At 63.4% G+C, this 14,646-nt stretch carries 10 protein-coding genes; 5 read left to right on the top strand and 5 right to left on the bottom strand.

Features of this window, described 5'->3' with window-relative positions:
- Positions 1–137 precede the first annotated feature (137 nt).
- From CCR82_RS18990 to CCR82_RS17120, 4 genes are all read right to left on the bottom strand, one after another.
- Complete coding sequence (locus CCR82_RS18990; RefSeq protein ID WP_201247034.1) at positions 138–884, bottom strand: HD domain-containing phosphohydrolase; 747 nt, start codon at positions 882–884, stop codon at positions 138–140.
- Positions 885–1,364: 480 nt separating this feature from the next.
- Positions 1,365–2,732, bottom strand: coding sequence for an adenosylmethionine--8-amino-7-oxononanoate transaminase (gene bioA, locus CCR82_RS17110; protein WP_201247026.1), 1,368 nt, complete (start codon positions 2,730–2,732; stop codon positions 1,365–1,367).
- Between the two features lie 114 nt (positions 2,733–2,846).
- Positions 2,847–3,929, bottom strand: a complete 1,083-nt coding sequence (gene nadA, locus CCR82_RS17115) for a quinolinate synthase NadA (protein WP_201247027.1) — start codon at positions 3,927–3,929, stop codon at positions 2,847–2,849.
- Positions 3,930–4,032: 103 nt separating this feature from the next.
- Positions 4,033–4,728 (bottom strand): NUDIX hydrolase, encoded by a 696-nt coding sequence (locus tag CCR82_RS17120; protein ID WP_201247028.1) that lies wholly within the window; start codon positions 4,726–4,728, stop codon positions 4,033–4,035.
- 531 nt (positions 4,729–5,259) lie between these two features.
- Between CCR82_RS17120 and CCR82_RS17125 the strand changes: the two genes are divergently transcribed.
- The 5 genes from CCR82_RS17125 to CCR82_RS17145 all read left to right on the top strand — a co-directional run bounded on the left by CCR82_RS17125 (position 5,260) and on the right by CCR82_RS17145 (position 13,440).
- Positions 5,260–6,426, top strand: coding sequence for an efflux RND transporter periplasmic adaptor subunit (locus CCR82_RS17125; protein ID WP_242513573.1), 1,167 nt, complete (start codon positions 5,260–5,262; stop codon positions 6,424–6,426).
- 85 nt (positions 6,427–6,511) lie between these two features.
- A complete protein-coding gene (locus tag CCR82_RS17130; protein WP_201247029.1) occupies positions 6,512–10,396 on the top strand; it encodes an efflux RND transporter permease subunit in 3,885 nt (1,294 codons plus the stop codon).
- Positions 10,397–11,155: 759 nt separating this feature from the next.
- The gene (locus CCR82_RS17135) at positions 11,156–11,788 is read left to right on the top strand and encodes a nucleotide-binding protein (protein ID WP_201247030.1); all 633 of its coding nucleotides are present in this window, start codon (positions 11,156–11,158) and stop codon (positions 11,786–11,788) included.
- A gap of 151 nt (positions 11,789–11,939) precedes the next feature.
- The gene (locus tag CCR82_RS17140) at positions 11,940–12,401 is read left to right on the top strand and encodes a hypothetical protein (RefSeq protein WP_201247031.1); all 462 of its coding nucleotides are present in this window, start codon (positions 11,940–11,942) and stop codon (positions 12,399–12,401) included.
- Positions 12,402–12,441: 40 nt separating this feature from the next.
- Positions 12,442–13,440, top strand: coding sequence for a 5'-nucleotidase (locus CCR82_RS17145; RefSeq protein WP_201247032.1), 999 nt, complete (start codon positions 12,442–12,444; stop codon positions 13,438–13,440).
- A 67-nt stretch (positions 13,441–13,507) separates the two neighbouring features.
- Here CCR82_RS17145 and epmB read toward each other — a convergent pair whose 3' ends face one another.
- Positions 13,508–14,512 (bottom strand): EF-P beta-lysylation protein EpmB, encoded by a 1,005-nt coding sequence (epmB, locus tag CCR82_RS17150; protein ID WP_201247033.1) that lies wholly within the window; start codon positions 14,510–14,512, stop codon positions 13,508–13,510.
- Between the last annotated feature and the right edge of the window lie 134 nt (positions 14,513–14,646).

The raw sequence follows: 14,646 nt of genomic DNA on the forward strand, positions 1-14,646 counted from the left end.
CGAGAGCTTTCGGGCCTCGGCTTCCGCCGCCATCCGGGCCTCGAGCTCGTCTTCCAGGTAGATGGTCACTTGTCCCATGGTCGCTGCCCTCGCAATACATATATGTGGAATTGTATGTGTTTCTGGGCGAGAAGCAATTACTCGCCAGTGCGACGAGCGCCGGATACCCCGCCCGGCTCTCGCGTCTGTTTGCTGCGGACAGGTTTGAGACTCATGGTGTCTTTGCAGTAGCCCAGCCGCTGGCCTTTTGCATCGGTGCGCTTCAGGTCGAAGCTGAAACGGTGCGTGCTGGGGTGGTAGTCGTCTGGCGCGACGACCGCGAGCGCGGTCAGGAAATCGGCGAAACGGTTCCATTGGAAGGGGATACCCTTGCGATGGGCCTTGTGCTGCAGGGCGTGATAACGGGTGTAGAGCCTGCGGGTCCAGTCGCGTCCGAACAGCGTGCTCGGCACCGGGTGGCGCGGGGGCTGCTCGTCTTCGACAAAGAAGCCTGTGCTGTGCACGATGCGTGAGTGCATCAGATCCTCGTGACCGACATAGGCGTGATGTCCGCCGTTGATCGGCGTCTGGCTTCGACGGAGGTATTCACCGACCTCGTTGCGAAGTCGCGCCAGACTTGCTGCAACGGTGGGGTCGAATTGCTCTCCAGCGTGTCGGGAGACCTCGTCGATGGCGGCGGTGAGGGTCATCCCCTGGCGGTACGGCCGATTGGAGGTCATGGCGTCGAAGCTGTCGGCGACGGCGATGATCCTGGATTCCAGCGGTATCGCCTCGCCGGCGAGCTGCTCTGGGTAGCCATCGCCGTCGAAGCGCTCATGGTGATGCAGCACGATGGTGGCAATGTCCTGGAAGCTCGGCAGGCGACTTAGGATGTTGCAGCCGATGCAGGGGGCGGCCTTGCCATGATGTCCCGTTGAGAAGTACGCTGCAACCTTCTGATTGAACTGAGCGTAGGGTGGCGAATGTGACGCAGGTGGTCAGACGTTCGGGGATGAAGTGACGCTCGAGGTGACGGTGCGCCTGAGTGGCAGCCTGATGGAGATGGAAGAGGTGATCCTCGAGGCGACCAACGCCCTCGAGTGTTGTGCGACCGAGGAGGCTCTTGGGCGCTTTGACACCGACGGCAGCCCGATTCGCCTCGGCGAGACCAAGCTCACGGCGCCCGTGGCCGCCATCCGAAGGTCTACCAGAGCCCCTATGGCGATGTGCAGCTCGAGCGCTACGTCTACCAGACCTCGCGCGGTGGGCGCATTCACTGTCCATTGGAACATCAGGCACGGATCATCCGTGGCGCCACGCCACGGTTTGCCAGCCAGCTCAGCGACCAATATGCCCAGCTCAATGTACGCGCGGTGCAGCGAGATTTAGATGCGGCTCGGTTCCGCCAGCACATCCACTACTGCGGCTGTTAGCCACCGCAGCGCATCGTCGCTGATAATGAACGGTGGCATGAGATAGACCAGCCGGCCGAAGGGGCGCACCCAAACGCCGCGTTCGATGAAACGGCCTTGGATGGCGCGCATCGCGACGGGCTCCTCTATCTCGACTACGCCGATGGCGCCGAGCACGCGCACGTCGGCGACGCCGGGCAGATCGCGGCAGGGCGCAAGGCCGGCCGCGAGGGCGCGCTCGATACGGGCGATGTTCGTCTGCCAGCCTGGGCCGCTAGTGCTAATGCTGGGGCGGATGTCAGTGTCGGGGCCGGCGTTCGCTTCGAGCAGTAGGTCGATGCTCGCATTGGCGATCGCGCACGCAAGCGGATTGCCCATGAAGGTGGGCCCATGCATGAACACCCCCGGCTCGGCGCTGGAGATGGCGTGCGCGACCTGCTCGGTCGCCAGGGTCGCCGCCGAGGTCAGGTAACCCCCGGTGAGCGCCTTGCCGAGCGTCATGATGTCGGGGCTGATGCCGGCGTGCTCGCAGGCGAACAGCCGACCCGTGCGCCCGAAGCCGGTGGCGATCTCATCGGCGATCAGCAGCACCCCATGCGCGTCGCACAGCGCGCGGATGCGCTGCAGGTAGTCGGCCGAATAGAAGCGCATGCCGCCGGCGCCCTGAACGATGGGTTCGAGGATCACCGCCGCGATCTCGTCGCGATGGCTCTCGATCAGGCGTTGAAAGTCGGCGATGTCGGCATCGCTGCAAGGCTCACCGAAGCGCGGCGCCGGGGCCTGTGCGAAGAACTGCCGCGGCAGCACCTGATTGAACAGCTGATGCATGCCGGTGACCGGATCGCACACCGACATCGCATGGAAGGTATCGCCATGGTAGCCGGAGCGCAGGCTCAGGAAGCGCACACGCCTATGCTCGCCGATGGCCTGCTGGTACTGCAGCGCCATCTTCATCGCGACCTCGACCGCGACCGAGCCGGAATCGCAGAGGAAGACCTGCCGCAGCGGCGCGGGCGTGATCCGCACCAGCCGTTCGACCAGCCCGATCGCCGGCGCGTGGGTGAGGCCGCCGAACATCACATGCGCCATCTGCTCGAGCTGATCGCGCGCGGCCTGGTTCAGCGCCGGATGGTCGTAGCCGTGGATCACGCACCACCAAGAGGCCATGCCGTCGATCAGCCGACGGCCGTCCATCAGCTCGAGCTCGCAGCCGTGCGCGCGTCGTACCGGATAGACCGGGTCGCGGTCGATGGTCGAGGTGTAGGGGTGCCAGGCGTGCGCCCGATCGAGCGCGAGCAGGTGCTCGACGGCGGTGGCATCCTGGGGGGGGGGTGGCTGCATGGTCGGCTCGCGGTCGGGGCTCGGGGTTCAGGCTCGCAACGGGGGCCGTCGACGGCGGGATCAACGGTGCGGCGGTGGTGCAGGTGTCGAGTGGCCTTCAGCGTTCATCGCGGCTCAGCGCCCGTCGCGACCACCACCGATGCCCTGCTCGCGGGCGAAGTCGAGCATGCGCTGGATCGGCTGCACGGCGCGTTGGCGGATCGACTCCTCGATCCGAATCTCCTGGTCTTGGTCCTGATCACCACGCTCGAGCACGGCGGCGAGGTTCTGCAAGGCGTTCATCGCCATCCAGGGGCAGTGCGCACAGCTCTCGCAGGTGGCTCCCTCGCCGGCGGTGGGGGCGGCGATGAGCTGCTTGTCCGGCGCGAGCTGGTGCATCTTCCAGAAGATGCCCTCGTCGGTGGCGACGATGAACGCGCGATTCGGCAGATCATGCACGGCCTTGATGAGCTGGGTGGTCGAGCCGACCACATCGGCCTGATCGATGACCTCGGTCGGCGACTCCGGGTGGACCAGCACGGCGGCGTCTGGATGCAGCCGGCGCACGCGCTCGAGGGCGAAGCCCTTGAACTCCTCGTGCACCACGCAGGCGCTATCCCAGAGCCGCATCTCGGCGCCGGTCATGCGCTGCACATAGCGCCCGAGGTGCTTGTCTGGCGCCCACAGGATCTTCTCGCCGCGCGCGTGCAGGTGCTGGACGATCGGCAGCGCGATGCTGGAGGTGACCACCCAGTCCGAGCGTGCCTTGACCTCGGCGCTGGTGTTGGCATAGACGACGACGGTGTGATCCGGGTGGGCGTCGCAGAAGGCGCTGAAGGCCTCGGCCGGGCAACCCTCGTCGAGCGAGCAGGTGGCCGCGAGCGTCGGCATCAGCACCCGCTTCTCGGGATTGAGGATCTTGGCCGTCTCGCCCATGAAGCGCACGCCGCAGACGACCAGGGTCTTGGCATCGCTCTTGGCACCGAAGCGGGCCATCTCGAGCGAGTCGGCGACCAGGCCGCCGGTCTCCTCGGCGAGCGCCTGGAGGTCGCCGTCGACATAGTAATGCGCGACCAGCACCGCCTCCTGCTCGGCGAGCAGACGCTTGACGCGGTCCTTGAGCGACTCCTTCGCGGCGTCGTCGAGGACCGGCCAGGTTGGGTGCGGCGGGACCTCGATGCGGTCGCGGACGAGTGGTTTGGCGTTGGCGGTGTTCATACTGATCTCCGAGTTCCGTGGGGGCGGGAACGCTGATACCTCGCTGCGCTTGGGCCCTTTTGGCTGTGTTCGACCCGATTGGTCCGACCAAGGGCGCTCACGCTCATTTGAAGCGGGTGATCCGATCGCGGTCAGTGAGACGGTAGACCCGCGCTGGGCGATGATTACCGCGACGGCGCAATTCACCGGTGGCTTCGATCTGTTCCAGCGCCTGCGCCCATTTACGGAAGTTGCGCTTGTCGATCTCGGCATCAACCAGGGTCTCGTAGACACGTTGCAACTCGCCTAGGGTGAAGGTCTCCGGCAGGAGTTGAAAGGCGATGGTGGAGTTATCCAATTTTCCAATCAGACGCCGGTGCGCGAGGGCGATGATCTCGGCATGATCAAAGGCCAACGCCGGCAGCGCCTTGACCGAGAACCAGGCTGCGGCGGCGGCATCGTCGCCGGCTCGCACCGCGAGCGCGGTCTCCGGGGCTAGGGCCAGATAGGCGACACTGATGACGCGCTCGCGCGGATCGCGTCCGGGCTTGCCAAAGGCCCCAAGCTGCTCGAGGTAAGGGGGTGCGACACCGGTTTCTTCGGCTAGCTCGCGGGCGGCGCAGGCGTCGAGATCCTCGTCGATGTTGAGGAAGCCACCGGGGAGTGCCCAGCTGCCCTTAAAGGGCTTATTGCCGCGTTCGATCAGTAGCAACTGCAGGCTGTCTTCATGGATGGTGAAGAGCACGACATCGGTGGTGACGGCTGGGTGCGGATACTGATAGCAGTACGACTGGGCTGCGTTTGCTGACGGATCGGCCATTGCGGGCTCGGGATTGGGTGTTACTCCCGTTAAGTTAGTGTCGAATTTACACTAATGCAAGTGTGATCGATGAACGTGTCGTCATGCCGTGATGTCGGGATGCGTTTGCATTGCCGCGCACGCCTGTCCCGTGAAAGGCCGAATGGCTGTGGATACTATACGCTTTGCTCCAAGCAGGGTAGTGTGCGCGCGACAGTCGCCACTTTGGCGCGGTTGCCGCGCGCAAACCAGGCGGGGTTCAGCGGTTTAGCGATGCTCAGGGGCCTTTGGATGCGCTTTGAAGGTGCTGCGATGGCTTGTCTAAGAGGCTGATTTTTTTGGTCTAAATAGTCTGTTCCCTTGATATTGGGTTGCATTTTCAGGATACTTCGCGAGCTTGGCTCGCGAAGCCTATTGGTGGCTGATCGGTCGCACCATGCTTGACTCGGCATGCACCAATGCGGTGAGACCGGCGACAATGGTTGGCAGGCCTGAAGAACCGCCCAATTCAGCTCTCGAGTACCCGGAACCATGGTAAATCTAATTATGCGCATGCTCTCGATAGGCCTCATTGTCGCTGTGAGTGCCGTTACGCCGGTGTCGGCCCAAACGGTGGAAGACATCTACGTGGTCAAGCAGGCAGAGGGGCTGCCGACCGTCTCGGTTGGCGGAACCGTTGTGCCCTATAAAGAAGTGACGCTGGCCGCGCAGTTACCGGGGCGAGTCAAGTATCTGGCGGGTATCGAAGGCGACGCGTTCGAGAACAATGACCTGCTGGTCTCAATCGACACGAGCGAACTTGAGGCTAAGCGTCAGGCCCTGCTTGCTCAGTTGGCGAGCGCTGATTCTCAGATCCGTAATGCCAGCGTGCAGTACGGTCGGGAGCTGCGTTCGCCGCGCGCGCGCAATGCCCCCGGCGGGATGGGGGTGCCGAACCTGTTCGATCAATTCTTCACGCGGCCGATGGAGGACTTCGTTGGCGATCGGGATCAGGATGCCGAAATGTCCGCGGATTTGTTCGCTTCGGGCACCCAAATCCAGGAGGCGCGCAATGCGATGATGCAGCTTCAGGCGGAGCTGCGCGCGCTTGATGCCAAGCTCCGCGATGGACGCTCCATCGCGCCGTTCGATGGTGTGATCGTCAGTAAATTCATCGAGGTCGGCGATACGGTGCAGCCAGGACAGCCATTGCTGGACTTTGCCGATGTCGAGTACCTGCAGGTCGAGGTCGATGTGCCGGCACGTCTGCGCCCCGGCTTGCGAGAAGGGGCCATGTTGCGTGCCGAGCTGGATGTTCCAGGGCGCGCGCGCGCAGGCGCCGATCCCGCCGATGACCCTGGGAATGTGCCAGTGCGTGTGGCGCAGGTCTATCCCATGGCCGATCCACAACGGCATACGGTGAAGGTCAAGTTTGATCTCCCCCAGGGGGTTTCCGAGCCTGGAATGTACGCCAAGGTCCTGGTGCCCGATTTCAACGCACCGGCACGGGTCAACCCTGTGGTGCCGAGAACGGCGATTCGCTACAACGGAAGTTTGCCCGGGGTTTATGTGGTCGACGAGGAAGGGCAGCCACATCTACGCCTGATCCGCGTTGGCCAGCCGACGCCGCGCGGTGGGGTCACGGTGCTGAGTGGTCTGCGCGCCGGTGAACGCATCCTCGGTAACCCTGGCCCAGGCATTGCCTCTGGCTGGTCCCAGGGCGAGCGCCCAAGCCGTTGAAATGATCTCCGATGACCGTGACGGGGGCTGCCTTCGCGCCCCCGCTCGGTTTTTTCACGCCCGCTCCTGACGTAAGAAACATGCTATGAGCCAGGACGACAGCCCTCGCACGCCAGCGCCGGAAGACGCTCGCACCCTTGCATCGATGGATGGTGACAGCCTTGGGCTTGCAGGCCGCACCGCCCGCTTCTTCATCCGCTCACCGCTCTCGCCGCTGCTCTATGTGGGCATGCTGATGATGGGGCTACTCGGCCTCATCGCGACGCCGCGTCAGGAAGACCCGCAGATCTCGGTGCCCATGATCGACATCATGGTTCAGTACCCGGGCGCCACCGCGGAACAGGTGTCGAGTCTCGCCATGCAGCCGTTGGAACGCATTATGAGCGAGATTGCAGGCGTCAAGCATGTCTACTCCGCCGCACAACGGGGGCAGGGCCTTGTCACGGTCGAGTTCGAGGTGGGCGAACATGTCGGGCCCTCACTGGTCAAGGTGAACGACAAGCTCGCGTCCAACATGGACAAGATACCGCCGGGCGTCATGCCGCCGCTAGTCAAGACGAAGGGGATCGATGATGTGCCCATCGTGACCCTGACGCTCTGGTCGAAGGACGTTGACGGCAACGGCCGCCCGGATGTGGATGATGGACAGCTGCGGTTATTGGCGCAGGATGTATTGCAGTCGCTCAAGGAGGTGCAGGACACCGGCAATAGCTTCATCGTCGGGGGACGGCGCGAGCAGATCACCATCGATGCCTATCCGGAGCGGCTTTCGGGCTATCGCATCAGTCTGGATGAGGTCGCGAGCACGGTTCGCGCGGCCAACGCCGAAACGGGCGCTGGCGGTGTCGAATCCAGCGGCTCTCACTTCTCGGTGGTCACCGGCTCGTTCTTGGAGGGCGCCGAGGATATCGAGCGCCTGGTGGTCGGCACCCACAACGAGATCCCGGTCTACGTGCGCGACATCGCGAGCGTGCGTCAGGGTCCCGAGGATGCGGACCAATTAGTAGCCTATTACAGTGGGCCGGCGGCCGAGGGCGATGCGAGCGCGAATGGCGCGCCGGCGGTGACCATCGCGGTGGCGAAGAAGGCGCTCACCAATGGCGTCACGGTGGCCAATGCGATCCTCGAGAAAGTCGAGGAGATCAAGGGCAATCGGATTCCGAACAATGTCGAGGTCAGTGTCACCCGCAACTACGGCGAGTCGGCGGACGAGAAGGTCTCGGAGCTGATCTTCAAGCTGTTCATCGCCACCTTCTTCGTGTTCCTGCTGGTGCTCGCCGCCTTTCGCGCACTGAAACCAGCGATCGTGGTCATGCTGGTGATCCCGGTGGTCCTGCTGATGACCATCTTCATGGCCTGGATCACCAACTACACCATCGACCGCGTGAGCCTGTTCGCGCTGATCTTCTCGATCGGCATCCTGGTCGATGACGCCATTGTCGTCATCGAGAATATCTATCGGCGCTGGCTCGAGGAAGGTCGCACCGATGAATACACCGCCGTCGACGCGGTGCGCGAGGTCGGCAATCCAACCATCCTCGCGACCTTCACGGTCATCGCCGCGCTGCTGCCGATGGGCTTCGTCAGCGGCATGATGGGCCCGTACATGGAGCCGATCCCGGCGCTCGGCTCGGTGGCGATGCTGATCTCGCTGTTCGCGGCCTTCGTGTTCACGCCTTATCTGGCGATCTCGAAGTGGCTGCGGCCCTCGATGCGTTACCTGGAGGTGGCCGAGAAGCGCGAACATAGGGAAGCGAAGAACCTTGAGCGGCTCTATGTGGGTATCCTGACCCCACTGATCGAGCACAAGCGTAAACGCCTACTCTTCAAGCTGGTGCTTTGGGGCACCTTCCTCTTCACTCTTTCCTTCTTCTATTTCAAGTGGGTGCCAGTGAAGATGCTGCCGTTGGACAACAAGCCGGAATTTTCGGTGGTGTTGGACATGCCAGAAGGCACGGCGCTACCCGTGACCGCGAATCTGGCCCATCAGATGGCCGGCAAGCTCCGCGACATGCCCGAGGTGACCGCGATCCAGCTCTACGCGGGCACCGCGCGGCCGTTCGATTTCAACGGCATGGTGCGTCACTACTATCTGCGCTCCGATCCCTGGCAGGGCGAGCTGCAGGTGCAGCTGACCAATAAGCACGATCGCAAGCGCAGCAGTCACGAGATCGCGGTCGAGGCGCGCGCGATGCTGAAACCGCTGGCGGATGCCAGCGGCGCGCGCATCGCCGTGGTCGAGATGCCGCCGGGGCCGCCGGTGCTGCGGTCGGTGGTGGCCGAGGTGCATGGGCCGAGTGCCGAGGTACGCCGCGCCTTCGCGCAAGAGTTGACGGACATCTTCGCCCAAGCCGAGAGTGCGCGTGATGTTGACAACTATTTGCGCGAGTCTTTCGATTATTGGCGCTTCGATGTCGACACCGAGAAAGCGGTGCGACGGGGTGTCTCGGTCGATACGATCAACCGCAATCTGACCATGGCGCTCGGGGGCGCCGAGATCGGCGATGTCAAGGTGCGTGCTGGGCATGAGCCGGTGAATATCGTGGTGCAGGTGCCATTGGCCGAGCGCTCGCAGATCCAGAGCCTGGGCGATTTACCAATCCGCACAAATTCTGGCTCGGCGATTCCACTGCGCGAGTTGGGCAGCTTCGAGCGCGTGCCCGAGGAGTCGATCGTGTACCGTAAGGATCTGCGCGCGGTCGAATATGTGGTCGCCGATGTCGGCGGCACACTCGCAGCGCCGGTCTACGCGATGCTGCAGATCCAGAACCGGATCGACGAGATGGGCTATGTGGCACCGGACGGTGTGACCCCAACGGCCTACTGGTTGGGACCACCGCCCTCCGACCAGGTCTCGGGCTTCGAATGGGCCGGCGAATGGACCGTCACCTATGAGACCTTCCGCGATATGGGCGCGGCTTTTGGGGTGGCGTTGGTCCTGATCTATATCCTAGTGGTCTGGGAGTTCGGCAACTTCCGCATCCCGCTGGTGATCATGGCGCCAATCCCGCTGACGTTGCTGGGTATCATCCCAGCCCATTGGGCGGCATTTGAATTGGGTTTGGGTGGCGAGTTCACCGCGACCTCGATGATCGGCTGGATTGCGCTCGCCGGTATCATCGTGCGCAACTCGATCTTACTCGTCGATTTCTCGATCCATGAGGTGCAGAAGGGGGTGCCGGTGGCCGAAGCCGTGATCCGTGCCTGCACGACGCGTACGCGACCGATCGTGATTACCGCGCTTGCACTGGTTGCCGGCTCAAGCGTCATCTTTACGGACCCGATCTTCCAGGGCATGGCGATCTCGTTGTCGTCCGGCGTGCTCGTTTCCACGTTGCTGACCTTGATCGTGATTCCGCTTGGCTGTGTCGCCGCGAGCAAGGATCTCTGCGAGGTTGCGGTGGCAAGCGCACCGCCCGGGATGACGGTGCCCTGTGGCGAGGAATTGCACCGCGAAGAGCCGTATCGGCCCGCAGGTCTGGCCAAGACAGGGCGCGAGAGCAAGCTCGGCGCTGCCTTGGCCAAGCTCGGCAGCGTCTTGATGTTGATCCTCTATGCGATCCGTGGCCTGTTCTTGCTGCTGTTCGACTCGATCAAGGGATTGATGAAAAAACGCCGAAAACCGGGGCCCGGGCCGGGGGGTAGTGGACCACCAGGGGGAACTGAGCCTTCCGGTCCGCTGCCTAATGCATTGAGACAGCAGGCTGCAGTCAGCGACGAGGAGTCAAGTGCCGAGGAGTCAAGTGCCGAGGAGTCTTCTGACGATGCTCCCGCACCGGTAACCTCTCGCAAGAAGACAGCTGCAAAGAAGGGGGCGACGAAGAAGGCGCCGACCAAGAAGACTGGGTCCAAGAAGACCACGACGAAGAAGGCGACGACGAAAAAAACCGCAGCCAAGCCACAGCAGAAGGCGGCGAGGCGCGGTATTCGGTTGAAGATAGACGATAGTGGCGGATCTGAAAACGGCTAATGCGACATATCATGATTGGATGGCGATCGAGACTCTTGGCACAAGGCCGCCCACAAACAAGACGTGGGGTTCAGCATGCCTGGGCTCGGATGCATCCGATCATGCTGTTGCTATGCGGGGTGCTTGCCAGTCCATCGGGGTGGGCCTGGAATCCGTACGATACCGACAGCAGTTGGTCGGGCGCCAAATCGGATCGGCGTTTCGTGCTACCCGAGGCCGAGCGGCCGGGCTCCTGGGATAGTCGAAGTCAGTGGTATCTCCCAGAGGATCAGCCGCGCAATCAGTGGTCTCCCGAGCCCGGGCGCGCCAGCGATTATGGGTGGGATTCGGCCCCCGAGCCCACTGATTGGGCAGCGCCAGATCGCTGGCGTGATGGCGCTGAGATCGTTGATGACAGATGGCGCCAGCCAAAGCGGGGCCGTGCGCGCTCCGCCGGATCGGAGCCATTAGAAACGAACGGTTATCAGTTCCGGCATGATCCGAAACTTGATGCACGGCAAGCCGATCAGCGGAATGGATGGCAGTTTCGACCCCGCTCCGAGCGCGAGCAGGCGCGCTCTGTCGCTGAGAATCGTCGCTATCCGCCCATCGATGAGCGTGAGTATTATCCGCGAGGACCCTGGCGCAGCTATCAGGACGAAGGAGCCGCATTCGGTTACCATGCGGATGATCTACGTTCGAACGGTTCACCACGGCAATGGCCGCGTTAGCCGCTCTTCTTAACCATGCAGTCACTCTGAGCGATCATGTCATAGGCGGATGATTACAGTCATCGGTTCCTTAAAGGGCGGCTCCGGTAAAAGCACCCTCACCTTCAATCTTGGAGTTTGGCTGTCGATGGCCGAAATCGACGTCCAACTCCTCGATGCTGACCCTCAGGGCACCTTGACCGACGTTGCCGAGGTGCGGCAAGAAGAGAAATTCGAACCGGCGCTTGAGGTCAAGGGACGGAGTTCGCTCAACGCCGAGATACTCAGCCAGCATGAGGAAGTCGTCATCGATGTTGGTACCGCTGACATGGATGCGTTGCGCACGGCGATTACGCTCTGTGACCGCGTGGTGGTACCAGTGCCGCCGTCACAGGCCGACATTTGGTCGATTCAACGCTTTATCCAGTTGGTCAAATCCGTCGAGCGCGAGCGCCCAGCCGAGATCCTCGGTTTTATTAATCGCGGCGACACCCATCATGCTGTGCGCGAGACAAATGAGGCGGCTGCGGCGCTGATTTCGTTGCCCGATATTCGGTTTCTGAAGTCGCGCTTGTCGCAACGCACGGTCTTCCGTCGCTCGTTCAGCGAGGGGCTCGCCGTGTTTGAACTTGAGCCTCGCGGTAAAGGGGCGAAAGAGTTCTATGCATTAGCGGCAGGCCTTTTCCCTCAACTCTTGAGTTAAGCGATGAGGGAGAGGCTCAGCGAGCCGTTTCCTTTCCAAAGACGCTGCGCTGGTGGCTGCAGTGGTAAGAGAGAGGTCGTAACTTCTTATGACAGTCAATAGCCCGCGCGAGCAAGAGCCTCCCCGAGAGACCAAGACAACGGATGTGGAGATGGTTGAAGATGATCCCGCGGCCAGCCAGTTCGCGATGGATCGGTTGTCCCAGGCGTTCGAAACCAGCGCGCGGCGGTGGGAGTTGATCGTCTATCCGACCTTGTTCGCCTTCATTATCCTCGCCGCCTATGGGTTCTATCTGGTGTTCAGCCTCGCTAAGGATGTGCATTACCTGGCGATCAGCGTCGACTCGAACATGACCGTGCTCGCGAGCAACATGCAGTCGATGTCGGACAACATGGGCCAAATCAGCGCCAATGTCCGCGCCATGACGGTTGGCGTCGAGTCGATGGCACGCGATGTGACGACCCTCGAGCCGATGCTGTCCTCGATCGAGGCGATGAATCATTCCATGCAGTCGATGACCTTCACCACCGCCAACATGCGGGATGATCTCGGGGCGATGAACCGTAACATCGGTCGTCCGATGCGCTTCATGAATTCGTTCATCCCTTGGTAGGTCGGGGCACAGGCTGCTCGATCGGCGACAGAATCAGGCCATGAAGGACGCGGGAGCGGGCTCAGACGCCAGTCTGGAAACGGGTCTGGACACCGAGCCGAGGACGCGAGCCGGCGCCGACGAACAGGCAGACGCCCCCAGGATTCGGCTGATCGTCGCCATCTCCTCGCGCGCGCTGTTCGATCTCAGCGAGTCGCATCGGGTCTTCGAGGAGCAGGGCGTCGAAGCCTATCACGCCTATCAGGTCGCGCATGAAACCGAGATCCTGGCCCCGGGCGTGGCCTTCTCGCTGGTGCGCAAGCTGCTGGCGCTCAATGAACGGCTCGGCGATCGCGGCCGGGTCGAGGTGATCCTGCTCTCGCGCAACAGCAGCGATACCGGCTTGCGCGTGTTCAACTCGATTCGCCACCACGGGCTCGCGATTCGCTGTGCCGCCTTCACCAGTGGCGCCAGCCCGTACCGCTATGTCTCCGCGTTCGGTGCCCACCTGTTCCTGTCCGCCGACCGCGACGACGTGCGCCAGGCCCTGGACGCAGGTTGCGCGGCCGCGACCATCCTGCCGGCGCCGGCCCGCGCGGCGGCGGAGGATGACGAGGAATTGCGCATCGCCTTCGATGGAGATGCGGTGCTGTTCTCTGATGAGTCCGAGCGCATCTTTCGCGCCGAGGGCTTGGCCGCCTTCACCGCGAACGAGGTCGCGGCCGCCCGGCAACCGCTCTCCGATGGGCCGTTCAAGGGCTTCCTGGTCGCTCTGCGGCGCATTCAGGCGCTGTTCCCGATCGATCAGGCGCCGCTGCGCACCGCGCTGATCACCGCGCGCGGCGCCCCGACCCATGAGCGGGTGGTGCGAACGCTGCGCGCCTGGAACATCCGTATCGATGAATCGCTGTTCCTCGATGGGCTGGGCAAGGGGCCCTTCCTGGCCGCGTTCGACGCCGATCTCTTCTTCGACGATCAGGAACACCACTGCCGCGACACCCAAGGCCATGTCACCACCGGGCATGTGCCGCATGGCATCGCGAATCTGGATGAGCCCTGAGACAGGGCGCTGGCCTCGCCCTCAAGCACGGACCGCGGCCGCCGCGATTGGGATGTCGGACAGCTTCTCAGAGCAAGACCGTCTTGGCGGCCTCGCCCGGGCGCTCACGCACCAGGCGCGGCACCAGATAACCGGGCAGGCGCTGGCGCAGTTCGGTGACCAGCGCGCGCGCCTCGGTCTCCGGGACATCGAAATGCGCGGCGCCGCTGACCGGATCGAGCAGGTGCAGATAGTAGGGCAGCACCCGGCTGGCGAGCAGGGCCTCGGAGAGTTCGGCGAGCGCCGTCACGGCGTCGTTGACGCCGCGCAGGAGGACGCTCTGATTGAGCAGGGGCGCGCCGATCGCGCTCAGCTCGAGCAAGGCGCGCTGGGCCTCGGGGCCGAGTTCGGCGGCATGATTGACATGGGCGACGAGCACCGGCTGCAGGCGACTGCCAGCGAGAGTGGCGCAAAGCCGCTCGGTGATCCGACTCGGCAGCAGCGTCGGCAGGCGCGTGTGCAGGCGCAACCGCTTCAGCTGGGGGAGGCGGTCCAGTGCCTCGATCAGCCAGGCCAGGGTCGCGTCATCGAGCATCAGCGGATCACCGCCACTCAGGATGACCTCCTCGATCTCGTCGGCGTTCTCAAGCACGGCGAGCGCGGCGGCCAAGCGGTCCCGCTGCGCGCCTTCCTCCCCATAGGCAAAATGGCGGCGAAAGCAGTAGCGGCAATGCACCGCGCAGGCGCCGGTGGCGAGCAGCAGGGCGCGTCCGCGGTACTTCTGCAACAGCCCCGGCGCACGGCGCGCAGCGTGATCGCCTACCGGATCAGAGACGAAGCCGGGCGTCACCTCGGCCTCGTCGGCGAGCGGTAACACCTGCCGCAACAACGGATCACGCGGGTCGCCACGGCGCATCAACGCCGCGAAACCACGCGGGACCAGCAGCGGAAAGCGTTCGGGCCGCAGCAGCGGCGCAGGGATTGGAGCGAGCCCAGGCACCTGCGCGGGCGTTAGCTCGAGCGCGCTCAGCAGCGCGATGGGGTCGGTGAAGGCGGCCGCCAGCTCTCGTTTCCAGGCCGTCTCGTGGCCCATCTCCCCACAGCAATTCCAAATTTGCCCTGTCACCGCCTTAAGCGCCGCGCTTTTGGTGGAGGCTGGGCCGGTTCGAGCGCCTCGAGCATAAACGTCAACAGCTCCTCCCATGAGGCATAGACGGTATAGAGCGT

It is taken from the genome of Halochromatium salexigens (genome assembly GCF_016653295.1).
GTDB lineage: Bacteria > Pseudomonadota > Gammaproteobacteria > Chromatiales > Chromatiaceae > Lamprobacter > Lamprobacter salexigens.